This is a genomic window from Pseudomonas sp. LBUM1660 (assembly GCF_059695935.1).
Map to the genome: position 1 here is coordinate 4,969,944 of NZ_CP166795.1, position 23,518 is coordinate 4,993,461.

A 23,518-nucleotide genomic window follows, 5' to 3' on the forward strand; every position below is an offset into this window, starting at 1 on the left:
TATGTGGCAAAGCTATGTGAACGGCCTGTTGGTGGCCGCCGGGCTGATCATGGCGATCGGCACTCAGAACGCGTTTGTGCTGGCGCAGAGCCTTCGGCGTGAACACCACCTGCCCGTGGCGGCGTTGTGCGTGACCTGCGACGCCTTGCTGGTAGCCGCCGGGGTATTCGGGCTGGCGACGGTGCTGGCGCAAAACCCGACCCTGTTGGCGGTCGCCCGCTGGGGTGGCGCAGTCTTTCTGATTTGGTATGGCAGTCAGGCACTGCGTCGGGCCTGCTCGAAACAAAGTCTGCAACAAGGTGAAAACCAGACAGTGCGTTCGCTGCGTGCGGTGATGCTCAGCGCGTTGGCGGTGACGTTGCTCAACCCGCACGTTTATCTGGATACGGTGTTGTTGATCGGCTCCCTCGGCGCGCAGCAAACCGAGCCCGGCGCTTATGTCGTGGGCGCGGCCAGTGCGTCGTTGCTGTGGTTTTTCACTTTGGCACTCGGTGCTGCATGGTTGGCGCCCTGGCTGGCTCGGCCGAGCACTTGGCGGATTCTTGATCTGTTGGTGGCGGTGATGATGTTTGCAGTGGCGTTTCAATTAATCGTCGCGCCCTGATTATTCCAAAAGGCTCTGGAACCTCTATCCCACACAGTTGTTGCGTGGTTATGCCGCACCCCCGGTGCTATGATCCGATCCGATGCGCCGCAAAGAGTACAAACTCCCCGGCGCGTGTCTGGCCGCCCGTGATCGGCCTTGCGCTCACCGCAACTGACCTGATTAGGAGAATCATCATGGCTTTCGAACTGCCGCCGCTGCCTTACGCACACGATGCCCTGCAGCCGCACATTTCCAAGGAAACTCTGGAATACCACCACGACAAGCACCACAACACCTACGTCGTGAACCTGAACAACCTGGTGCCAGGCACCGAGTTCGAAGGCAAGACCCTGGAAGAAATCGTCAAATCTTCCTCGGGCGGTATCTTCAACAACGCCGCTCAGGTTTGGAACCACACTTTCTACTGGAACTGCCTGGCGCCAAACGCTGGCGGTCAACCAACCGGCGCACTGGCTGAAGCCATCAACGCAGCCTTCGGTTCGTTCGACAAGTTCAAAGAAGAATTCAGCAAAACCTCCATCGGCACCTTCGGTTCCGGTTGGGGCTGGCTGGTGAAAAAGGCTGACGGTTCCCTGGCCCTGGCCAGCACCATCGGCGCCGGCAACCCGCTGACCAGCGGCGACACCCCGCTGCTGACCTGCGACGTCTGGGAACACGCTTACTACATCGACTACCGCAACGTTCGTCCGAAATACGTCGAAGCGTTCTGGAACCTGGTCAACTGGAAATTCGTGGCTGAGCAATTTGAAGGCAAAACCTTCAAGGCTTAAGCTCGATGCCAGACAGAAAACCCGGCTATATGCCGGGTTTTTTATGGCCTGGAGAAATCAGGCTGCTTGCGGATCGACGTTATCCAAGGCTCGGTTCACCGCCAACTCAGCCAGCATGATGATCTGCTGAATTGCCAACACCGTATTGCGCTGCGGGCCAATCAGGTTCGCCGCGAAATCGCTGGCCATGACACTCGCCGAAGCCAGGGACTCGCAGGCTTGGGCCAGGAGACTTTCGGTGTCCATGTTGGGGGCGATCATGAACATCGTGCTGGGGCGACGGGTTTTTTCGAGGTATGGGGCTGGCGGGTCGAGGTAGTAATCGAGGGCGCGTTTTATGGCTTCGCGGTCTCGCAGGAGTGCTTCGGATTGGGTGTCTTCGGCGCCTGGGGTGGTGGTGTTGAAGGGTGGGTCGGGGATCAATTTGTCCATTGAATTTCTCCAGCGTTGGAGCCTCCACTTGCCGCTTCTCACACGGCAAAGAGGTGGCAGCTATGTGCGAGGTGAGAAGACCGGTTATGGACACCCGGCCGGACCGAAGTCCGCCCGCACACAGCCGCCATAACGCAAATACTGGCAGCGAGTAAGCTGGCGGCGATTATGCGTGTACAGACACTGGATGACCATAAGTTGCTGGGCTCTCACACCCGGCCGCTGAGTTTTCAGCGACAGCCAGAGGTTAGAGAGACTGCTTCCTACCCGGCAACCTGAAAAATGCGTGGGAAATCGCTGTGTTTCTTACACATCTTTCAACACACAAAATGGAACGCGGAGCGTCCCGGGCGGCATTCCCACGCGGAGCATGGGAACGATCAATCGGAGGCAACAGGAAGAGATTGGTCGGCTGTCAGGCCGCCATCGCTGGCAGGCCAGCTCCCACAATGGATCGGCGTACGCCGTCCGCTTCTCACCACTCATTAGGCCGAGCGTTAGCTCGCCTGCAGCTCTTGATCTTGATCCACCCGCCCCGTCGGGAGGCTGAGTGGAGGCGTTCATCTGGGGGGTAGGCGCGTAGCGCCGTGCGGCGAAGCCGCACACATCGAGAGGAGGTCGAAGCGAAGCCGACCGGAGGCGATGCCCCCAGATGAATGCCGGAGCGAAGGAACGCCGAGCCCAGGCGAGGGGCCGGACGTTGGGGCGAAGACCTTTGCTTCCTTTGGGGCGTTTGCCAAAGGGAGTCGCCGTAAGGGCGAAACCATAAGCAGCCGTTACCGCAGCAATGGATATGTACACAACCAACAAGAACATGGTCGGCTACCAGGCCGCCTTCGCGAGCAAGCCCGCTCCCACAATGAAATGACGTACGCCTGAAAGAGATTGGTCGGCTTTAAGGCCGCCAAGCAACCAAGCCAATCTCGGACAATGAAACCAGCATTCAGCCCCTTGCCCCCACGCCACAGCAGGCTAACATCAACAAAAGGAAAAATAGTCCCAATCCCCCTCAAGTTGAAGGACCCAACTACCGACACAGTGCTAATAGGGCAAATACTCAAAACAACAGCATTTCTGCCAAGCTGAAGGCAAAAAAACCTGAGATTGAATGTCCCTTTGACTGCCATCACGGGATTGCCAATACTCATGGCAACTTGATGCTACCCGCACGGAACAAGGAATAACCCTTTGAAGCTGGAACTCAAGAACAGCTTGTCGGTGAAGTTGCTCCGGGTCGTGCTCCTGTCGGCATTGATCGTCGGCGTAGTCTTGAGCTGCGCGCAGATTGTTTTCGATGCCTATAAAACACGCCAAGCCGTGGCCAACGATGCCGAGCGCATCCTCGACATGTTCCGCGACCCCTCCACCCAGGCCGTCTACAGCCTGGACCGGGAAATGGGCATGCAGGTCATCGAAGGCCTGTTCCAGGACGAAGCCGTGCGCCAGGCCTCCATCGGCCATCCCAACGAAGCCATGCTCGCGCAAAAGTCTCGTGAGTTGCAGCATTCCAACAGTCGCTGGCTGACCGACCTGATCCTCGGCAAGGAACGCACCTTTACCACCCAACTGGTAGGCCGCGGCCCCTACAGCGAGTATTACGGCGACCTGAGCATCACCCTCGACACCGCCACCTACGGGCAGGATTTCATCGTCAGTTCGGTCATCATCTTCATCTCTGGCGTATTGCGCGCCCTGGCCATGGGCCTGGTGCTGTACCTGGTCTACCACTGGTTGCTGACCAAACCGCTGTCGCGAATCATCGAACACCTGACCGAAATCAATCCGGACCGCCCCAGCGAACACAAGATTCCGCTGCTCAAGGGTCACGAAAAGAACGAACTGGGTATCTGGATCAGCACCGCCAACCAGTTGCTCGAATCCATCGAGCGCAACACCCACCTGCGACACGAAGCGGAAAACAGCCTGCTGCGCATGGCCCAGTACGACTTCCTCACAGGCCTGCCGAACCGCCAGCAATTACAGCAACAACTGGACAAGATCCTCGTCGACGCCGGCAAATTGCAAAGACGGGTTGCGGTGCTGGTGGTGGGCCTGGACGACTTCAAAGGCATCAACGAACAGTTCAGCTACCAGACCGGCGACCAATTGCTGCTGGCCCTGGCCGATCGCCTGCGCGCTCACAGCGGTCGCCTCGGTGCCCTCGCCCGTCTCGGTGGTGACCAGTTCGCCCTGGTCCAGGCCGATATCGAACAACCTTACGAAGCCGCCGAACTGGCGCAAAGCATTCTCGATGATCTGGAAGCGGCGTTTGCCCTCGATCATCAGGAAATCCGCCTGCGCGCGACCATCGGCATCACCCTGTTTCCCGAGGATGGCGACAGCACCGAGAAACTGCTGCAAAAAGCCGAGCAGACCATGACGCTGGCGAAAACCCGCTCGCGCAACCGTTATCAGTTCTACATCGCCAGCGTCGACACCGAGATGCGTCGCCGCCGGGAACTGGAGAAAGACCTGCGCGACGCCCTGCGGCGGGACCAGTTCTACCTCGTCTACCAACCGCAGATCAGCTACCGCGATCACCGGGTGGTGGGTGTCGAGGCCCTGATTCGATGGCAGCATCCCGAGCATGGCCTGGTGCCGCCGGACCTGTTTATCCCGTTGGCCGAGCAGAACGGCACCATCATCGCCATTGGCGAATGGGTACTGGATCAAGCGTGCAAGCAATTACGCGAATGGCACGATCAGGGTTTCCTGGACCTGCGCATGGCGGTGAACCTTTCGACCGTGCAACTGCACCACGCCGAGCTGCCGCGAGTGGTCAATAATCTGTTGCAGATGTACCGCCTTCCACCCCGCAGCCTGGAGCTGGAAGTCACCGAAACCGGCCTGATGGAAGACATCAGCACCGCCGCCCAGCACCTGTTGAGCCTGCGCCGCTCCGGCGCATTGATTGCGATCGACGACTTCGGCACCGGTTATTCGTCCTTGAGCTACCTGAAAAGCCTGCCGCTGGACAAGATCAAGATCGACAAGAGCTTCGTGCAGGACCTGCTCGATGACGACGACGATGCCACCATCGTTCGAGCGATCATCCAGCTGGGCAAGAGCCTGGGCATGCAGGTGATTGCCGAAGGCGTGGAAACCGCCGAGCAAGAGGCCTACATCATCTCCGAAGGCTGCCACGAAGGTCAGGGCTACCACTACAGCAAACCGCTGCCGGCACGGGAATTGAGCGCCTACCTGAAACAGGCCCAGCGCAGTAACGCGGCCATTTTGTAGATATCAAAAGATCGCAGCCTCGTTTCACTCGACAGCTGCTACGGGCCCGAGTGCTTCTGTAGCCGCTGTCGAGTGAAACGAGGCTGCGATCTTTTGATCCACGACACAGCTCTCGCCTGAATAAGAAATATTTCCAGCTACAACCCTTTACACATAATGCGAAAGATTTGCATTATGTCGCAGTTTCGCGCACCCGCTGCGCCATACCACCCCCTCTCGAAGCAGGATGTTCGCCATGATTCGTATGCCTCTGGCTACCGCCAGTCTGTTGGCCATCGCTATTTCCCTCGCCGGTTGTGGCGAAGGCAAAGACAAGACCGCCGTTACGCCGGCGGCGAGCACCGCTGCTGCTCCAGCTGCCGCCCCAGCTGCTACCAGCAAAGTCGACGAAGCCGCCGCCAAAGCCGTTGTCGCGCATTACGCCGACATCGTCTACGCCGTTTACAGCGATGCCGAATCCACCGCGAAGACCCTGCAAACCGCCGTCGACGCCTTCCTCGCCAAGCCGAACGCCGACACCCTGAAAGCCGCCAAGGCTGCCTGGGTCGCTGCCCGCGTGCCTTACCTGCAGAGCGAAGTGTTCCGCTTCGGCAACACCATCATCGACGACTGGGAAGGTCAGGTGAACGCCTGGCCTCTGGACGAAGGCCTGATCGACTACGTCGACAAATCCTACGAGCACGCACTGGGTAACCCGGGCGCCACGGCCAACATCATCGCCAATACCCAGGTTCAAGTCGGCGAAGACAAAATCGACGTGAAAGACATCACCCCGGAAAAACTCGCCAGCCTGAACGAGCTGGGCGGTTCCGAGGCCAACGTCGCCACCGGCTACCATGCCATCGAATTCCTGCTGTGGGGCCAGGACCTGAACGGCACCGGCCCTGGCGCCGGCAACCGTCCAGCCTCCGACTACCTGGAAGGCAAAGGCGCCACCGGCGGTCACAACGATCGTCGTCGCGCTTATCTGAAGTCCGTAACCCAGCTGCTGGTCAGCGACCTGGAAGAAATGGTCGGTAACTGGAAGCCGAACGTGGCCGACAACTACCGTGCCACCCTGGAAGCGGAATCGGTTGATTCCGGCCTGCGCAAAATGCTGTTCGGCATGGGCAGCCTGTCTCTGGGCGAACTGGCGGGCGAGCGCATGAAGGTTTCCCTGGAAGCCAACTCCCCTGAAGACGAACACGATTGCTTCAGCGACAACACCCATAACTCGCAGTTTTACGATGCCAAGGGTATTCGCAACGTGTACCTGGGCGAATACACCCGCGTAGACGGCACCAAAATGACCGGCGCCAGCCTGTCGTCCCTGGTGGCCAAAGCCGACCCGGCTGCCGATACCGCGCTGAAAGCCGATCTGGCTGCCACCGAAGCCAAGATGCAGGTCATCGTCGATCACGCCAACAAGGGTGAGCACTACGACCAACTGATCGCCGCCGGTAACACCGCTGGCAACCAGATCGTGCGCGACGCAATCGCCGCCCTGGTCAAGCAGACCGGTTCGATCGAAGCCGCCGCTGGCAAACTGGGCATCAGCGACCTGAACCCGGACAACGCTGATCACGAATTCTGATCAACGCTGGCTGAGTGACTAAAGAGGCGACCTTCGGGTCGCCTTTTTCATACCCACCAAACACCGCCCCGTTGGAGCGAGGCTTGCCCGCGAAGGCGGCATTACATTCAATGACAATGGTGACTAATACACCGCTTTCGCGAGCAAGCTTCGCTCCTACAGGGGATCGGGTTTGCAGGAAACCCTGCCCCACATCAACCAAACGATAATTCCTCTTATTCAAACTCCCCTGCCCTGTTAGACTTTGCGCCCTTGTTTTGCTCGTCTTGCAGGATGTCTGATGCCCTCGCTGCTTCTTCGCTTGTCCGCACTGTTTCTGGCCCTGGGCCTGAGTGCCTGCGATGACGCCCCGCGTTTTACCAAGGCCGAACCCGGTGAAGCCCGGTCCGGTGGCGCAGCGACCGTGCGCAAGACCGATCAAAATGCTTTCTCCCTGCCCTCCGCCAACCTGTCGCCGTCACGGCGCGTGGATTTCAGCGTCGGCAACAGTTTCTTCCGCAATCCTTGGGTGATCGCCCCTTCGACCACCACTGCCCGGGACGGCCTCGGTCCGTTGTTCAACACCAACGCCTGTCAGGGCTGTCACATCAAGGACGGCCGCGGTCATCCACCGACGCCCGATGCGGCGAACGCGGTATCGATGTTGGTGCGCCTGTCGATCCCGGACGCGCCGGCCTATGCCAAGGTCATCGAACAGCTCGGTGTGGTCCCGGAGCCGGTCTACGGCGGCCAGTTCCAGGACATGGCCATCCCCGGCGTGACCCCGGAGGGCAAAGTGCGCGTCGATTACACGCCCGTTCCGATTCGCTTCAAGGACGGCACTGAAATCGAGCTACGCAAACCGAGCCTGAACATCACCCAGCTGGGTTATGGCCCGATGCACCCCGACACCCGTTTCTCGGCGCGCGTTGCCCCGCCGATGATTGGCCTGGGCTTGCTCGAAGCCATCCCCGACGAAGCGATCCTGGCCAACGCAGAGGCTCAGGCCAAGGACAAAAACGGCATCGCCGGGCGGCCGAACCGGGTCTGGGACGACGTGCAACAGAAGACCGTCCTCGGCCGGTTCGGCTGGAAAGCCGGGCAACCGAACCTCAATCAACAGAACGTTCACGCGTTTTCCGGCGACATGGGCCTGACCACCAGCCTGCGCCCCTTCGACGACTGCACCGAGGCGCAAACAGCCTGCAAACAGGCGCCGACCGGCAACGGCCCGAATGGCGAGCCGGAGGTCAGCGATAACATCCTGCGCCTGGTGCTGTTCTACAGCCGTAACCTCGCCGTACCGGCCCGCCGCGACGTCAATGCACCCGAAGTGCTGGCCGGCAAGAACCTGTTTTTCCAGGCCGGATGCCAGTCCTGTCACACACCCAAATACACCACCGCCGCCAACGCCGCCGAACCTGAACTGGCCAATCAAGTGATTCGCCCTTACAGCGATCTGCTGCTGCACGACATGGGCGACGGCCTGGCCGACAACCGTACCGAATTCCAGGCCAGTGGCCGCGACTGGCGCACCCCGCCGTTGTGGGGCATCGGCCTGACGCAGGCGGTCAGTGGCCACACCCAGTTCTTGCATGACGGCCGCGCGCGCAATCTGCTCGAAGCCGTGCTCTGGCATGGCGGCGAAGCCAAAGCGTCGCAGCAACAGGTTTTGTCTTTCAATGCCGAGCAGCGCGCTGCGTTGCTGGCGTTTTTGAATTCCCTTTAATACGTATTCCATAGCGGGAGCCCGACATGTTCCGTCCCAAATTGTTGTTCACCAGCCTTGCCGCACTCGCCCTCGGCGCTTGCTCGCCACAGGACCCGCAAGCCGTCACCTCGGCCGCCATCGCCAAATCGGTGATCCTGCCGACGTACACCCGCTGGGTTGAAGCCGACCGCCAATTGGCCGTCAGCGCCCTCGCCTACTGCGAAGGTAAGGAAAACCTCGACACCGCCCGCGCCGACTTCCTGCACGCACAAAAAGCCTGGGCCGAGCTGCAACCGCTGCTAATCGGGCCGCTGGCCGAGGGCAATCGCGCCTGGCAGGTGCAATTCTGGCCGGACAAGAAAAACCTGGTCGGCCGTCAGGTCGAGCAATTGGTCACCGCGCAGCCGCAGATCGATGCTGCCGCCCTGGCCAAGTCCAGCGTCGTGGTGCAGGGCCTCTCAGCCTATGAATACATCCTGTTCGACAGCAAGCCGGACGTGGCCAACGACGCGCAAAAAGCCAAGTACTGCCCACTGTTGAAGGCGATTGGCGAGCGCCAGAAACTGCTGGCCGAAGAGATTCTGCAAAGCTGGAACAATACCGACGGCATGCTCGCGCAGATGAGCAAGTTCCCGAACCAGCGCTACGCCGACTCCCACGAAGCCATCGCCGATCTGTTGCGTGTCCAGGTCACCGCCCTCGACACCTTGAAGAAAAAACTCGGCACGCCGATGGGCCGCCAGAGCAAAGGCGTGCCGCAACCGTTCCAGGCCGATGCCTGGCGCAGCCAGTCGTCCCTGACCGGCCTGGAAGCCAGCCTCGCCGCCGCCAAAACCGTGTGGGAAGGTGTCGACAACAAAGGCCTGCGCGGCCTGTTGCCGAGCGAGCAGAAACCCTTGGCCGACAAGATCGATGCCGCTTACGCCGCGTCCCTGAAACTGTTCGCCAGCAACCAGCGCTCGCTGACCGAAATGCTCAGCGACGATGCCGGTCGCCAGCAACTCAACGACATCTACGACAGCCTCAACGTCGTCCATCGCCTGCACGAAGGCGAACTGGCCAAGGCGCTGGGCATCCAACTGGGCTTCAACGCCAACGACGGTGACTGATGAGGGCGAGTGCCATGCTGCGACGTCAGGCTCTGACTTTAGGTAGTTTGCTGCTGGGAGCAGTGACACTGGGCGGCTGGACGCTGTTCAAACAAAAGGACAAGAGCCCGCTGCTGCTTTCGGCGCGGGACGATGGCGACGGCAAGCATTACGCCGTCGGTTATCGGCTGGACGGCACCCGGGTGTTCGCCACCCAGGTCGGCCAACGCTGCCATGACATCATCAATCATCCGACGTTGCCGATCGCGCTGTTCGTGGCCCGGCGTCCGGGCACCGAGAGTTATCTGATCGACCTGCGCGACGGTACGCTTCTGCAAACCGTGACCTCGCTGCCGAACCGGCATTTCTATGGGCACGCGGTGATTCACAAGAGCGGCGACTGGCTGTATGCCACCGAGAATGACACCTCTGATCCGGGTCGCGGGTTGTTGGGTGTGTATAAGTTCGAAGGTGAGCGACTGGTGCACAGCGGCGAGATTTCCACCCACGGCATCGGCCCGCATCAGGTGTCGTGGATGCCGGATGGCGAGACCCTGGTGGTGGCCAACGGCGGCATTCGCACCGAGGCGGAGAGCCGGGTCGAGATGAACCTCAACGCCATGGAACCTAGCCTGGTGCTGATGCAACGCGACGGCACCCTGCTGAGCAAGGAAACCCTCGCCCAACAGATGAACAGCGTGCGTCATCTGGGAATCGCCAGCGATGGCACCATCGTCGCCGGCCAGCAATTCATGGGGCCGTCCCACGAGACTTCGGAGCTGTTAGCGATCAAGCGTCCCGGTCAACCGTTCGTGGCGTTCCCAGTGCCGGAGCATCAGTTGCAGGCGATGGGACATTACACCGCCAGCGTGGCGGTCCACAGTGACTTGCGCCTGGTCGCGTTGACCGCGCCGCGCGGCAACCGCTTTTTCATCTGGGACATGGACAGCGGTGAAGTGCGCCTGGATGCGCCGCTTCCCGATTGCGCCGGGGTTGGCGCCGTCGCCGATGGGTTTGTCGTGACGTCGGGTCAGGGCCGCTGCCGGTACTACGATTGTCGCCAGACAAATCTGGTTGCAAAGCCCCTGGAGCTTCCGGCGGGGCTCTGGGACAACCACCTGCACCTCATCTGACCTCTCCCTTCTCTGTTGGCGAGCTTACCTGTGGCGAGGGAGCTTGCTCCCGCTGGGCTGCGCAGCGGCCCTGAAAAATGGGACTGCTACGCAGTCCAGCGGGAGCAAGCTCCCTCGCCACAGGTTTTGTGATCGTCGTATTCCTGCCTGTAATTTCTACCAGTTGGAATCCCCCTCCGACTCGGGGTAATGTGCCCCACTGTCTCACCTGATTTTCTCCAAGGAAGTGGAAATATGCTGCGTCGCCGCATGCTGATCATGTTGGGTGTTGTTCTGCTGATCGTGCTGGTCCTGGCCGGTTATAAAGCCTTCTCCATCTACACGATGATTCAAGGCTTTTCCGCGCCGAAACCGCCGATCAGTGTCGCCGCGACCACTGCCATCGAACGTCCGTGGCAAGCTCGCCTGCCGTCCGTCGGCACGCTCAAGGCGCTGCAAGGCGTGGACCTGAGCCTGGAGACCGACGGCACCGTCATCGATTTACAGTTCGAGTCAGGCCAGAAGGTCAAGGCCGGTCAACCCCTCCTGCGTCTCGACAGCGCCGTGGAAAGTGCCTTGCTTGAAACTGCTCAGGCGGACCTCGGGCTGGCCCAACTCGATTACGGTCGTGGTAGCCAACTGGTTGGCAGCCAGGCCATTTCCAAAGGCGAATTCGACCGCCTCTCGGCGGTACAAAAAAAGAGCAAGGCCACGGTCAACCAACTCAAGGCGGCGCTCGGCAAAAAAAGCATCGTCGCGCCTTTCAGCGGGACCATCGGTATTCGCCAGGTGGACGTCGGCGACTACGTGGCCAGCGGCACCATGATCGCCACCCTGCAAGACCTCAGCAGCCTCTACGTCGACTTCTTCGTACCCGAGCAGTCGATACCGAAGATCGGCATCGGCCAGTCGGTGCAGATCATTGTCTCGGCCTACCCGACACAAACCTTCCCCGGCACGATCAGCGCAATCAACCCTAAAGTCGAAAACAGCACCCGCAATGTTCAGGTCCGCGCGACCCTTGCCAACCCCGATGGCAAACTGCTGCCGGGCATGTTCGCCAGCCTGCAGGTGATGCTGCCCGACCCGCAGCCGCGCATCGTCGTGCCGGAAAGCGCGATCACTTACACGCTATACGGCAACTCGCTGTATGTCGTCGCGCAGAAAAAAGCCGAAGATGGCAGCGTTGAAAAGGACGATAAGGGCCAGCCGATCCTGATCGCCGAACGGCGCTTCATCGAAACCGGCGAACGCCGCGATGGGCAAGTGATGATCACCAAAGGTGTGCAGAACGGCGAAAAAGTGGTCACGGCCGGCCAGATCAAACTGGACAACGGCGCACACATTGCCATCAGCGACGACAAGACCCTGACCGATAAGAACAGTCAGCCACGTACTGACTGATCAAGGAATCCTCATGGCTTTTACCGACCCGTTCATCCGCCGCCCGGTGCTCGCCACCGTGGTCAGCCTATTGATTGTGCTGCTGGGCTTCCAGGCCTGGAGCAAGCTGCCGCTGCGCCAATACCCGCAAATGGAAAACGCCCTGATCACGGTGACCACCGCGTACCCCGGGGCCAATGCCGAAACCATTCAGGGTTACATCACCCAACCGATGCAGCAAAGCCTGGCCAGCGCCGAGGGCATCGACTACATGACCTCGGTCAGTCGCCAGAACTTCTCGGTGATTTCGATCTACGCGCGCATCGGTTCCAACAGCGATCGCTTGTTCACCGAGCTGCTGGCCAAGGCCAACGAGGTGAAAAACCAGCTGCCTCAGGATGCCGAAGACCCGGTGCTGAGCAAGGAAGCCGCCGACGCCTCGGCACTCATGTACATCAGTTTCTTCAGCAAGGAACTGAGCAACCCGCAGATTACCGACTACCTGTCACGCGTCATCCAGCCAAAACTGGCGACCCTGCCGGGCATGGCTGAAGCCGAGATTCTCGGCAACCAGGTGTTCGCCATGCGTCTGTGGCTGGACCCGATGAAGCTGGCCGGGTTCGGCCTGAGCGCCAGCGACGTGACCAACGCGGTGCGCCAGTACAACTTCCTCTCCGCCGCCGGTGAAGTGAAAGGCGAGTACGTCGTCACCAGCATCAACGCCAACACCGAGCTGAAATCCGCCGAAGCGTTCGCCGCGATTCCGCTCAAGGTCGATGGCGACAGTCGCGTGCTGCTCAGCGATGTGGCGCGGGTTGAGATGGGCGCGGAAAACTACGACTCGATCAGTTCGTTCGGTGGCACTCCTTCGGTGTACATCGGCATCAAGGCCACGCCCGGCGCCAACCCGCTGGACGTGATCAAGGAAGTGCGCAAGATCATGCCGGAGCTGGAAGCCCAGCTGCCGCCAAACCTGAAGGGTGAAATCGCCTACGACGCTACGCTGTTCATCCAGGCCTCGATTGACGAAGTGGTGAAAACCCTCTTCGAAGCCGTGCTGATCGTGATTGTGGTGGTGTTTCTGTTTCTCGGGGCGCTGCGTTCGGTGGTGATCCCGGTGGTGACCATTCCGCTATCGATGATCGGCGTGATGTTCTTCATGCAGATGATGGGCTACTCGATCAACCTGCTGACCCTGCTGGCGATGGTGCTGGCGATCGGGCTGGTCGTGGACGATGCCATTGTGGTGGTGGAGAACATTCACCGACACATCGAGGAAGGCAAGACGCCGCTGGATGCGGCCATCGAAGGCGCCCGGGAAATCGCCATGCCGGTGGTCTCGATGACCATCACCCTCGCGGCGGTCTATGCGCCCATCGGTTTCCTGACCGGGCTCACGGGAGCGCTGTTCAAGGAGTTCGCCCTGACGCTGGCCGGCGCAGTGGTGATCTCCGGCGTGGTCGCGCTGACCCTGTCACCGATGATGTGCGCCCTGCTCCTGCGCCATGATGAAAACCCCAGCGGCCTGGCCCATCGCCTGGACCTGATTTTTGAAGGCCTCAAGCGCCGATACCAAAGCATGCTCCACGGCACCCTCAACACCCGGCCGGTGGTGCTGGTGTTTGCGGTGATCGTGTTGTGCCTGATCCCGGTGCTGCTCAAGTTCACCAAGTCGGAACTGGCGCCCGATGAAGATCAGGGCATCATTTTCATGCTGACCAACGCCCCGCAACCGGCCAACCTCGATTACCTGAACACTTACACCGACGAATTCATCACGATCTTCAAGGAGTTTCCCGAGTACTACTCCTCGTTCCAGATCAATGGATTCAACGGCGTGCAATCGGGGATTGGCGGTTTCCTGCTCAAACCGTGGAACGAACGGGACCGCACGCAAATGGCCATCCTGCCCGAGGTCCAGCGCAAACTGGAGGGCATTTCCGGGCTGCAGGTCTTCGGCTTCAACCTGCCCTCCTTGCCCGGCACGGGTGAAGGGTTGCCATTTCAGTTCGTCATCAACACGGCCAACGATTACAAGGCGCTGCTGCAAGTGATGGATCGGGTGAAAAAACGGGCGATGGAGTCCGGAAAGTTCGCCTTCGTCGACGTCGACCTGGCCTTCGACAAACCCGAAGTCGTCGTGGACATTGATCGCGCCAAGGCCGCGCAGATGGGCGTGTCCATGCAGGACCTGGGTGGAACACTGGCCACGTTGCTGGGTCAGGCGGAAATCAACCGTTTCACCATTGAAGGCCGTAGCTACAAAGTCATCGCTCAGGTCGAACGACCTTTCCGGGACAACCCGGACTGGTTGAACAACTATTACGTGAAAAACACCCAAGGCGAACTGCTGGCCCTGTCGACCCTGATCACCGTCACCGACCGGGCGCGTCCACGGCAGTTGAACCAGTTCCAGCAGCTCAACTCGGCCATCCTGTCGGGGGTGCCGCTGGTCAGCATGGGTGAAGCCATCGACGCCGTGCGCCAGATCACGCTGGAAGAAGCACCGGCAGGTTTTGCCATCGATTACGCCGGTGCGTCGCGGCAATATGTTCAGGAAGGCAGCGCGCTATGGGTGACCTTCGCCCTGGCGCTGGCGATCATTTTCCTGGTGCTGGCAGCCCAGTTCGAAAGTTTCCGTGATCCGCTGGTGATTCTGGTGACGGTGCCACTGTCGATCTGCGGCGCTTTGATTCCGCTGTTCCTGGGTTGGTCGAGCATGAACATTTATACCCAGGTGGGCCTGGTGACCTTGATCGGGCTGATCACCAAGCACGGCATCCTGATCGTCGAGTTCGCCAACCAGTTGCGCAAGGAGAAAGGCCTGACACCTCGTGAGGCTGTGGAGGAAGCGGCGGCAATTCGATTGCGTCCGGTGTTGATGACCACGGCGGCGATGGTGTTCGGCATGGTGCCGTTGATCATCGCCACGGGCGCGGGCGCGGTCAGCCGGTTTGATATCGGCATGGTGATCGCAACCGGGATGTCGATCGGGACGTTGTTTACGCTGTTCGTGTTGCCGTGCATCTACACCCTGCTAGCCAAACCCGACGCTAAAGCGACTCCATAACCCCTGTGGGAGCGAGCCTGCTCGCGATGACGACGGCACAGTCAACATTGAGGTGCCTGACACACCGCCATCGCGAGCAGGCTCGCTCCCACATTGGGCCATGCACGGCTTGAAATTCGGACACAAAATAAAAGGCCTCGCATTTGCGAGGCCTTTTATTTTGGCTTCAATCTGTTCAACTCTGCGGCCTCATTCCTTGAGAAAGTCCGAACATGAACAGCAATAAATCATGATCGGGTTGGGATGCCACGGAGGCCTTGGCTACCCGTGGCAACGGACAGTGAGCATCTGCGCTCACTGAACTGAGGACTTGCGTGCGGGGCTGCTCCCACGCCGCCACCGCCAATGAAGCAACTGCCAAGGCTCCTATCAGAAACACACCTCGTGCAATTTCTAGTTTCATTGCTATAAACCTTTGATAGCGCTGCCAAACGCCGTCTCATAAAAGTAGACGAGTTTGCGCCAGTCCGCCGTGCTGAACGACGAGTGGCGACGCAGCTGCTTCAGGTCATGAGCCGCCGCACGATAGGCGGTCAGGCGTTGCCGGCACTTCTCCAGATCGATCAAGGCAATCTCGACCTTGGCCGACTCGCCTTCACCGGTAACCCGCACGAAAACGTGCTTGATGTAGATGCAGCTGTGCTGCCAACGACCCTTGTGCATGCGGGCCAGGTTCTCGGCCAGGTCCTTCAACACGCGGTCATGCACCGCTTCGCCGTGGCGCTCGCGACCGCCACCGGCGTACCAGTGCTCGATTTCCTCAAAGCCGTCCAGCGACTTGGTCACCAGCAATGCGCGCCATTTGTGCACGGGGTCGCGCTGTGCGCCGCAGAAAACGATTTCCGGAACTCTCACGCCAAGCAATTGCAGGCCAATGAGCGCGTCACGCTCGCGCAATACCGTCGGGCGGCCGAACGGATGCAGCCAGCTGCGATAGATATGCCCGGTCTGCCGCTTGGCATAAAGCAGTTGACCATCGCTGCCCATGACACGCTGCACGCCACTTTCTCCACCGCGACGGACATTCGGTTCTTCTACCCATTCACCGCGCTGATTCCAGAAATAGTCGAAGCGGTCCTGAGAAGCGACGTCCGTTTCTGCTGCACATTGCACTGCCATCCTGTTACCTCTTACGTAATACGTAAACTCGCCACATGGCATAGAGCGGTAAAAAGTCCAGTTGTTCCTGAATACGGAACCCTGCTTGTTCAAACTCTTTTTCTACCGTGGCAGCCGGTAACACAAACCGATTTTGGTAGCCTTCCTGCCCACGCCGTTTCTCTGAGCGCTTGCGTTTCCAGGCCTTGAAATTACCGTCGACCCACAACGAAAGGATCACGCTGTCACGCGTGACGCGTTCAAATTCGCGCAGAATGGCCAGTCGATGCTCGGCTTCACCGATGTGATGAAGCAAACGCATGCAGAAAATGCTGTCGACGGCGTTGTCAGGCAAGGCAATGTCGAATGCCGAAGTGTGCAAGGGTTGTACCCGTTTGACCACGTCGGCAGGTTGCGCCTGGGTGGCAATCTTCAACATTGACTCGGAGTTGTCGGCCCCGATGATGGCGCGATTAGCTTTTTCCGCCAGCATTGGCCAAAAACGCCCTGCCCCACACGGCAAATCGAGGACCAGCCCTGGCTCACCGACCAGCTTCAGGGCCTTTCGCGCCAACTGCACGTCACGCCAGTGGGAAAGTTTACGGCCGAGGCCATCCTGGTGCTTCTGCAAATACCTTTGAGCGTGTTGATCGTCGTACTTTTCGGAAAAATCGAGTTTGATCGGGCCGTCCATCATTCAGGTCTCCTTAACTTCTGATACCAAGCACCATAGGTAGCGTAGTGTCAGCGTCAGGTCATACCTTTGTGAAAAAATTGTTAAGGAAATGCTCAATCATTACAAGATTTTTCAGGTTGACCGCCATGGCTCGGAGCCCCGTCGGTTAAAGCAACCGCTAACTTTGGCCCAATTCCACCTGAAAACGACAGCCATTAGGTTCCATATTGGTCAGGCTGACGCTCCAGCCCTGGTTCTCGCAGATCCGCTGCACCAGTGACAGCCCAAGCCCCAGGCCCTCGCCGCGCTTTTCGCTGCCACGCACGAAAGGTTCGAACATTGCCTCGCGTTTTTCCTCGGGAATGCCCACACCGCTGTCCTCGACCGTGAAACCCGTGGCCGTGAGGGTCAAGCGGATAAACCCGCGTTCGGTGTAATGCAGTGCGTTACGCAACAGGTTGCCCATGACGGCGTGCAAAAGGGTTGCATTGTAGCAAGTGCCTAGCGGATTGCCCTGCTCGAAGATCAGGCTCAGCCCTTTGGCTTCAATAGGTTCGCGCCACTGGTTGAGCAGCCCATCGGCGACCTGGCTCAGCGTCTGCTGCGGCGCCATGCTGGCGTCTTCTCGCTGGGCCCGGGCCAACATCAGGAATGTCTGCACCAACTCGCGCATCTCTGCGCACGCACGGGCAATTCGCTCGACCTGGGCACGGCCGCGCTGGTCGATACCGGGGTTTTCCAACAGCAGCTCACAGGAACTGGCCAGCACCATCAACGGCGTGCGCAATTCGTGGCTGACGTCACTGGTAAACAATCGCTCACGGGTCAACGCCTGGCGCAAACGCCCAAGGGTGGCGTCGAAGGCAACGGCCAACTCGCCCACCTCGTCAGCGGCATAATCCGGCGCCAAAGGCGGCGCCAGACCCAGCAATTGATCGCGATGTCGCACTTGGCGGGCCAGTCGCACCACCGGCGCCATCACCTTGCGCGCCAGAATCCAGCCGAGAAAGACCGCCAGCGCCAGGCTCAGCACGAAGCCCACCAGCACCACCGCAAACAGCACCCGCTCACGCTCTTCGAAATCGCTTTGGTCCTGAAGCAATACGTAATGCCGGCCATCAACGACTTCGACCATCGCGTGATACGACAGCTGCTCTCGAAAGACCTCGTGGAATCCGGAGTCCAAGTGCCGCAAATCCTTGGGCAGCTCGAAGTCCCCCGGCCCACCACTGAAATAAAACAGCTGGTCCGGCTCGGGGCGATGGCTCCAGTCAGAGACGCTGTCCATCAGCAGGAGCCGTTGCAAATCACCGCCCAGCCCGGCCGAAATCAGCTTTTCTTCGACCAGGTGCACGGTCGCCACAATGCCCATGGCGAAGGCGCCTGCCACCAGTGCGCTCATCAGCGCAAAGGCGATGATGATCCGCTGGGCAAGGCTCTGCTTAAACTCCATCGCGACCCTCGGCCAAGCGATAACCCACACCGTGCACGGTTTGCAACAAGGGCTTGGCGAAGGGCTTGTCGATCACCTGACGCAATTGATGGACGTGGCTGCGCAAACTGTCGCTGTCCGGGCAGTCATCGCCCCAGAGGGCTTCTTCGAGAATTTCGCGGCGCAGAACATGCGGGCTTTTCTGCATCAGCACGGCCAGCAACTTCAGGCCGACCGGGTTGAGTTTGAGCAGACGACCTTCGCGGGTCACTTCCAGGGTGTCGAGGTCGTAGCTCAAATCACCCACCTGCAAGGCGCGTCGACCGCCACCCTGGGCACGACGCATGACCGCCTCGATACGCGCCGCCAGTTCGGAAAGGGCGAACGGTTTGATCAGGTAGTCATCGGCACCGGACTTGAAGCCCTGCAGCCGGTCATCCAGCTGATCGCGCGCGGTGAGCATGATCACCGGTGTGTCACGGCGGGCGTCTTCGCGCAGGCGTTTGCACAGCGTGTAGCCGTCAATGCCGGGCAACATGATGTCGAGCACGATCAAGTCATAGTGCTCGGTGGCCGCCAGGTGCAGGCCTGACAAACCGTCCTGCGCGCAATCCACGGTGTAGCCTTTGAGCCCCAGGTAATCGGCAAGATTGGCCAGGATATCGCGGTTGTCTTCAACCAATAGAATTCGCATGGGCACCTCCTCCGCACACAGTAACGGCCGTCATGGCCCGCGCAGCTTAAGGCCAAGTGTGGCTCAGGGCTAGGGCTGCGTGCAGTTGTCAATCCGATAGAAAAACCGATGACGGCTTAACAAGTTTTTCACTATCGATTCACACGCTGACAACAGCGCCGGGCTCAGACTCCGCGCGGATGCGCTCTCCAGACCCCTTTACCGACCAAGGAACTGCCATGGCTTCGACCGCCGCCCGCCCCGCTTCCAGACCGCTCAACTTTTGGGTGTGCCTGGGTGTGCCCGCTATCACAGCGATCATTTTGCTGCTGCTCGAACTGACGTCCCTGGACATGGACCTGGCCAAACTGTTCTACGACCCGGTCGCCGGGGACTTCATCGGGCGCCACAGTTACTTCCTTGAAGACATCCTGCATGACCGCGCCAAGCAATTGGTCATCGCCTTTTCGGTGTTTGCGATCATCGGCTTTATCGGCTCGTTTTTCATCGCCAGGCTCAAGCCGTTCAAACGCGAACTGGGTTGTCTGGTGATGTCGCTGGCACTTGCGACCTCGTTCGTGACCCCGGTCAAAGCGGTGACGGCGGTGCAATGCCCGTGGAGCCTCGAGCAATTCGGCGGTCACGAAACCTATAGCGAACTGCTCAGTCCGCGTCCGCCCACCGATAAGCCTGGCCGTTGCTGGCCCGGGGGTCATGCGGCGACCGGGTTTACCTTGTTCGCGCTGTTTTTTGCGTTGCGTGACCGTCGTCCGCGCCTGGCTCGCCAGGCATTTGTGTTTGCGTTTGCATTGGGGACGGTGTTTTCGGTGAGCCGGATGATGCAGGGGGCGCACTTCTTTTCACATAACGTGTGGACGGCGATTTTTTGCTGGCTGATTTGTCTGGGGTCTTACTACTACATCCTGTATCGACCGGCTTCCAAGGCTGAAAAGGTCATCAAAGCAGACCCCGTCAGCGCCTGAGCTGACGCCTTCGCGGGCAAGCCTCGCTCCTACAGGGATTTCGCTGGACCTGTAGAAGCGAGGCTTGCCCGCGAAGAGGCCATCAAAAACCACACCACTTTATGCCGCGCAATAAAAAACCCCGCAGGCTCATCGCCGGCGGGGTTTTTTCGTACAGGGTAAGGCTGGCTTACATCATGCCGCCCATGCCGCCCATACCGCCCATGTCTGGCATGCCGCCGCCAGCTGGGCCGTCTTCCTTGATCTCGGCGATCATGGCTTCGGTCGTGATCATCAGGCTGGCGATAGAAGCCGCTGCCTGCAGAGCCGAACGAGTCACTTTAGCCGGGTCCAGGATACCCATTTCGATCATGTCGCCGTATTCGCCGGTAGCAGCGTTGTAACCGTAGTTACCCGAACCCTGCTTGACCTTGTCGACCACAACGCTTGGCTCGTCGCCGGAGTTGGCAACGATCTGGCGCAGTGGCGCTTCAACAGCGCGACGCAGCAACTGGATACCAACGTCCTGATCGGCGTTGTCGCCTTTCAGTTCGGAGATAGCCTGCAGAGCGCGAACCAGTGCCACGCCGCCGCCAGGTACCACGCCTTCTTCAACGGCTGCACGGGTAGCGTGCAGGGCGTCTTCAACGCGGGCTTTCTTCTCTTTCATTTCAACTTCGGAACCCGCGCCAACCTTGATCACTGCAACGCCGCCGGACAGCTTGGCCAGACGCTCTTGCAGTTTTTCACGGTCGTAGTCGGACGAAGTGTCAGCCACTTGCTGACGGATCTGCAGAACGCGAGCCTGGATATCAGCTTCAACGCCGGCGCCGTCGATCACGGTGGTGTTTTCTTTGGACAGGATCACGCGCTTGGCATTACCCAGGTGTTCCAGGGTCGTGCTTTCCAGGCTCAGACCGATCTCTTCGGAGATAACGGTACCGCCAGTCAGAACAGCGATGTCCTGCAGCATGGCCTTGCGACGGTCGCCGAAGCCTGGAGCCTTGACGGCTGCAACTTTGACGATGCCACGCATGTTGTTCACAACCAGAGTCGCCAGGGCTTCGCCTTCAACGTCTTCGGCCACGATCAGCAGTGGACGGCCGGCTTTGGCAACGGCTTCCAGTACTGGCAGCATTTCGCGGATGTTCGAGATCTTTTTGTCGACCAGCAGGATCAGCGGACCGTCGAGCTCGGCAGTCATGGTCTCTGGCTTGTTGACGAAGTACGGGGACAGGTAGCCACGGTCGAACTGCATGCCTTCAACAACCGACAGTTCGTTTTCCAGGCCCGAGCCTTCTTCAACGGTGATCACGCCTTCTTTGCCGACTTTTTCCATGGCTTCGGCAATGATGTCGCCGATGGAGCTGTCGGAGTTGGCCGAGATGGTGCCTACCTGAGCGATGGCCTTGGTGTCAGCGCAAGGCTTGGACAGGGCTTTCAGCTCTTTGACAATGGCGATGGTCGCTTTGTCGATGCCGCGCTTCAGGTCCATCGGGTTCATGCCGGCAGCGACGGCTTTGAGGCCTTCGTTGACGATCGATTGAGCCAGAACGGTAGCGGTGGTGGTGCCGTCGCCTGCGTCATCGTTGGCACGGGAGGCAACGTCTTTGACCAGCTGCGCGCCCATGTTTTCGAAGCGATCTTTCAGCTCGATTTCTTTGGCAACGGACACGCCGTCCTTGGTGATGGTCGGAGCGCCGAAGCTCTTCTCGATGATCACGTTACGGCCTTTAGGGCCCAGGGTCGCTTTTACTGCGTCAGCCAGGACGTTGACACCGGCGAGCATTTTCTTACGGGCGGAATCGCCGAATTTAACTTCTTTAGCAGCCATGATCGATATTCCTTAAATACTTTGTAGTAGCGGGAAAATGAGCGGGGAATCAGCCTTCGACAACAGCGAGGATTTCGCTCTCGCCGATGACCAGCAGGTCTTCGCCGTCAACTTTCACAGTGTTGCTGCCGGAGTAAGGGCCGAACACAACCTTGTCACCCACTTTCACGGACAGCGCACGCACTTCACCGTTGTCCAGAACTTTGCCCGGGCCTACAGCGAGGACTTCGCCCTGGTTTGGCTTTTCAGCAGCCGAACCTGGCAGGACGATACCGCCAGCGGTTTTCTTTTCTTCTTCGCTGCGACGGACGACGACGCGGTCATGCAGAGGACGAAGCTTCATTGTCGATCTCTCCTAATTGTGGTTTTCATCGGCCGGTGTATTCCCGGCGGGTTTAACAAATCCGGCGGTGCCGGGTGCGGTTCGTCAAGCGAACCGCGGAAGTCTGTCTGGCGTGATCGCCAGAAACCTTGCGGTGACCGTTACATAAGGGCGCATAAGCTTATTACAAGGGCGGGGATCGAAATTTTTTGCATCAATGCCCCGAAAACGAACACGGCACCCGAAGGTGCCGTGCAGCTGAAACGCTTTACTTGGAATCGCGGTGTTCGAACTCGCCTTCGATCACATTAGGCTCGCGGCCCAGCGGCTGCTGCGGAGCAGGACCGCCACGTGGTTGAAGATCATCGGCAAACGCCCGCTGACGGATCGCCGCCTCTTCAGCGCGCTGGCGCATTTTATTGGCCAGCAGTCGACGGGAGATCGGCAGCAGCATGATCAGACCCAGCACGTCCGTGACGAAGCCCGGCAGAATCAACAGACCGCCCGCCAGCGCCAGCATCAAACCTTCAAGCATGGTCTGCGCTGGCAGCTCGCCGCGGTTCAGGCTTTCACGCGCACGCAGCGCAGTGGCCAGACCGGCGATACGCAGCACGAACACGCCGAGCATCGAGCCGAGAATGATCAGCAGCAGGGCCGGGAAAAACCCGATGGCCCCGCTGACCTTGACGAATACGAACAGCTCCAACACCGGAAACAGTACAAAGAGCAATAAAAAAGGGCGCATCAAATGGTTCCTCAACGCAAGAATGCCTTGCCAGTCTTCCCTAGATGACGTCGCCGTTTCGTGAATTCAAGCGTCAGCCACTTCATTTTTCGGCCAATGCTCGGCGTGAGCCAGGAAAACCAAGGCTTCGCGCACTTGTGTCGGCGTATTACAAGTTGCTTGGAACGGCAGCCAGTACAGCGCCTGACCAATGCGCAGGTGCATGCCTTCGGTGTCGATACCCGCCAGTTGCGCCGGTTCGGTTTTCGGCAGCCCCGCCAGGTCGACGTAGTGGGCGATGGCTTTGGCGTGATCGGCATTCATGTGCTCGACCATGCTCACTTCGGCTTTACCGGCGAACGGGTTGGCCAGGGTCAGTTGATCGACCCAGTGAATCGCACCGAAACCGCCGATGTAGCGGTGACGCACCGGTTTGAGTACCCAGAAATCGAAATCGTGGGCCTTGTGGTAGCTCTGCGACTCCGGGAAATAGCGGTAGTAACGCTCGGCCGCCGCTTCAATCGCGGCCTCGTCTTCGAGCTTTTCCGCTTCGGCCAGGTAAGTCAGGCGACCAACGGCTTGCACATCGTCGGCCTCTCGCTCGCCCACAAACAACGAGCATTTCGGATCTTTCTGCAGGTTATGGGTGTGCTGGGCGATGCGGCTGATAAGGATCAGCGGCCGGCCCTGCTCGTCCAGGCAATACGGAACCACGGAGCCAAACGGGAAACCGGGCATCGACTTGGAGTGCGTCGACAGCACCCCGCGGTATTCCTTGAGAAGCAATTCTCGGGCATTCTTGGCCGCTTCAACGCTCAATTTATGACTCCTT

At 59.5% G+C, this 23,518-nt stretch carries 20 protein-coding genes; 10 read left to right on the forward strand and 10 right to left on the reverse strand.

What is annotated here, in order from left to right:
• Nucleotide 1: 1 nt before the first annotated feature.
• Entirely contained in the window at nucleotides 2-604 is a 603-nt protein-coding gene (locus ACA068_RS23085; protein ID WP_109634398.1) for a LysE/ArgO family amino acid transporter, read from the forward strand.
• 176 nt (nucleotides 605-780) lie between these two features.
• Complete coding sequence (locus ACA068_RS23090; RefSeq protein WP_497305044.1) at nucleotides 781-1,377, forward strand: superoxide dismutase; 597 nt, start codon at nucleotides 781-783, stop codon at nucleotides 1,375-1,377.
• A 57-nt stretch (nucleotides 1,378-1,434) separates the two neighbouring features.
• Here ACA068_RS23090 and ACA068_RS23095 read toward each other — a convergent pair whose 3' ends face one another.
• A complete protein-coding gene (locus ACA068_RS23095) occupies nucleotides 1,435-1,809 on the reverse strand; it encodes a DUF6124 family protein (protein WP_497305046.1) in 375 nt (124 codons plus the stop codon).
• A gap of 1,188 nt (nucleotides 1,810-2,997) precedes the next feature.
• Here ACA068_RS23095 and ACA068_RS23100 point away from each other — a divergent pair.
• The 7 genes from ACA068_RS23100 (at nucleotide 2,998) to ACA068_RS23130 (ending at nucleotide 14,965) form a co-directional block, all read left to right on the forward strand.
• A complete protein-coding gene (locus ACA068_RS23100) occupies nucleotides 2,998-5,049 on the forward strand; it encodes a putative bifunctional diguanylate cyclase/phosphodiesterase (protein ID WP_497305048.1) in 2,052 nt (683 codons plus the stop codon).
• A 235-nt stretch (nucleotides 5,050-5,284) separates the two neighbouring features.
• Nucleotides 5,285-6,622, forward strand: coding sequence for an imelysin family protein (locus ACA068_RS23105; RefSeq protein ID WP_497305050.1), 1,338 nt, complete (start codon nucleotides 5,285-5,287; stop codon nucleotides 6,620-6,622).
• Nucleotides 6,623-6,902: 280 nt separating this feature from the next.
• A complete protein-coding gene (locus ACA068_RS23110) occupies nucleotides 6,903-8,330 on the forward strand; it encodes a di-heme oxidoreductase family protein (RefSeq protein ID WP_497305051.1) in 1,428 nt (475 codons plus the stop codon).
• 26 nt (nucleotides 8,331-8,356) lie between these two features.
• Complete coding sequence (locus ACA068_RS23115) at nucleotides 8,357-9,421, forward strand: imelysin family protein (RefSeq protein ID WP_497305052.1); 1,065 nt, start codon at nucleotides 8,357-8,359, stop codon at nucleotides 9,419-9,421.
• Between the two features lie 14 nt (nucleotides 9,422-9,435).
• Complete coding sequence (locus ACA068_RS23120; RefSeq protein ID WP_497305053.1) at nucleotides 9,436-10,533, forward strand: DUF1513 domain-containing protein; 1,098 nt, start codon at nucleotides 9,436-9,438, stop codon at nucleotides 10,531-10,533.
• Between the two features lie 234 nt (nucleotides 10,534-10,767).
• Nucleotides 10,768-11,916, forward strand: coding sequence for an efflux RND transporter periplasmic adaptor subunit (locus ACA068_RS23125; RefSeq protein WP_497305054.1), 1,149 nt, complete (start codon nucleotides 10,768-10,770; stop codon nucleotides 11,914-11,916).
• Between the two features lie 13 nt (nucleotides 11,917-11,929).
• Nucleotides 11,930-14,965 (forward strand): multidrug efflux RND transporter permease subunit, encoded by a 3,036-nt coding sequence (locus tag ACA068_RS23130; RefSeq protein WP_497305055.1) that lies wholly within the window; start codon nucleotides 11,930-11,932, stop codon nucleotides 14,963-14,965.
• A gap of 175 nt (nucleotides 14,966-15,140) precedes the next feature.
• Here ACA068_RS23130 and ACA068_RS23135 read toward each other — a convergent pair whose 3' ends face one another.
• From ACA068_RS23135 to colR, 5 genes are all read right to left on the reverse strand, one after another.
• Nucleotides 15,141-15,368: a hypothetical protein gene (locus tag ACA068_RS23135; RefSeq protein ID WP_461955462.1), complete on the reverse strand. Its 228-nt coding sequence runs from the start codon at nucleotides 15,366-15,368 to the stop codon at nucleotides 15,141-15,143.
• Nucleotides 15,369-15,370: 2 nt separating this feature from the next.
• On the reverse strand, nucleotides 15,371-16,084 hold the full coding sequence (locus ACA068_RS23140; protein ID WP_497305056.1) for a lipopolysaccharide kinase InaA family protein: 714 nt from the start codon (nucleotides 16,082-16,084) through the stop codon (nucleotides 15,371-15,373).
• A gap of 4 nt (nucleotides 16,085-16,088) precedes the next feature.
• Complete coding sequence (locus ACA068_RS23145; RefSeq protein WP_304816620.1) at nucleotides 16,089-16,757, reverse strand: class I SAM-dependent methyltransferase; 669 nt, start codon at nucleotides 16,755-16,757, stop codon at nucleotides 16,089-16,091.
• Nucleotides 16,758-16,917: 160 nt separating this feature from the next.
• Entirely contained in the window at nucleotides 16,918-18,192 is a 1,275-nt protein-coding gene (locus ACA068_RS23150; protein WP_497305057.1) for a sensor histidine kinase, read from the reverse strand.
• On the reverse strand, nucleotides 18,182-18,865 hold the full coding sequence (gene colR / locus ACA068_RS23155; protein ID WP_054045155.1) for a two-component system response regulator ColR: 684 nt from the start codon (nucleotides 18,863-18,865) through the stop codon (nucleotides 18,182-18,184). Before colR ends, ACA068_RS23150 begins: the two co-directional genes overlap by 11 nt.
• A gap of 218 nt (nucleotides 18,866-19,083) precedes the next feature.
• Here colR and ACA068_RS23160 point away from each other — a divergent pair, with 218 nt between their 5' ends.
• Nucleotides 19,084-19,827 (forward strand): phosphatase PAP2 family protein, encoded by a 744-nt coding sequence (locus ACA068_RS23160; protein WP_497305058.1) that lies wholly within the window; start codon nucleotides 19,084-19,086, stop codon nucleotides 19,825-19,827.
• A gap of 169 nt (nucleotides 19,828-19,996) precedes the next feature.
• On the opposite strand, the gene groL is transcribed toward ACA068_RS23160, so the two are convergent.
• From groL to ACA068_RS23180, 4 genes are all read right to left on the reverse strand, one after another.
• Nucleotides 19,997-21,640 carry a chaperonin GroEL gene (gene groL / locus ACA068_RS23165; protein WP_162439429.1) on the reverse strand — a complete coding sequence of 548 codons (1,644 nt, stop codon included), beginning with the start codon at nucleotides 21,638-21,640 and terminating at the stop codon, nucleotides 19,997-19,999.
• 49 nt (nucleotides 21,641-21,689) lie between these two features.
• Nucleotides 21,690-21,983 carry a co-chaperone GroES gene (locus ACA068_RS23170; RefSeq protein WP_007948593.1) on the reverse strand — a complete coding sequence of 98 codons (294 nt, stop codon included), beginning with the start codon at nucleotides 21,981-21,983 and terminating at the stop codon, nucleotides 21,690-21,692.
• A gap of 247 nt (nucleotides 21,984-22,230) precedes the next feature.
• Nucleotides 22,231-22,707, reverse strand: coding sequence for an FxsA family protein (locus tag ACA068_RS23175; RefSeq protein ID WP_010457646.1), 477 nt, complete (start codon nucleotides 22,705-22,707; stop codon nucleotides 22,231-22,233).
• Nucleotides 22,708-22,773: 66 nt separating this feature from the next.
• Nucleotides 22,774-23,505 carry a HugZ family pyridoxamine 5'-phosphate oxidase gene (locus ACA068_RS23180; RefSeq protein ID WP_497305060.1) on the reverse strand — a complete coding sequence of 244 codons (732 nt, stop codon included), beginning with the start codon at nucleotides 23,503-23,505 and terminating at the stop codon, nucleotides 22,774-22,776.
• Nucleotides 23,506-23,518 lie beyond the last annotated feature (13 nt).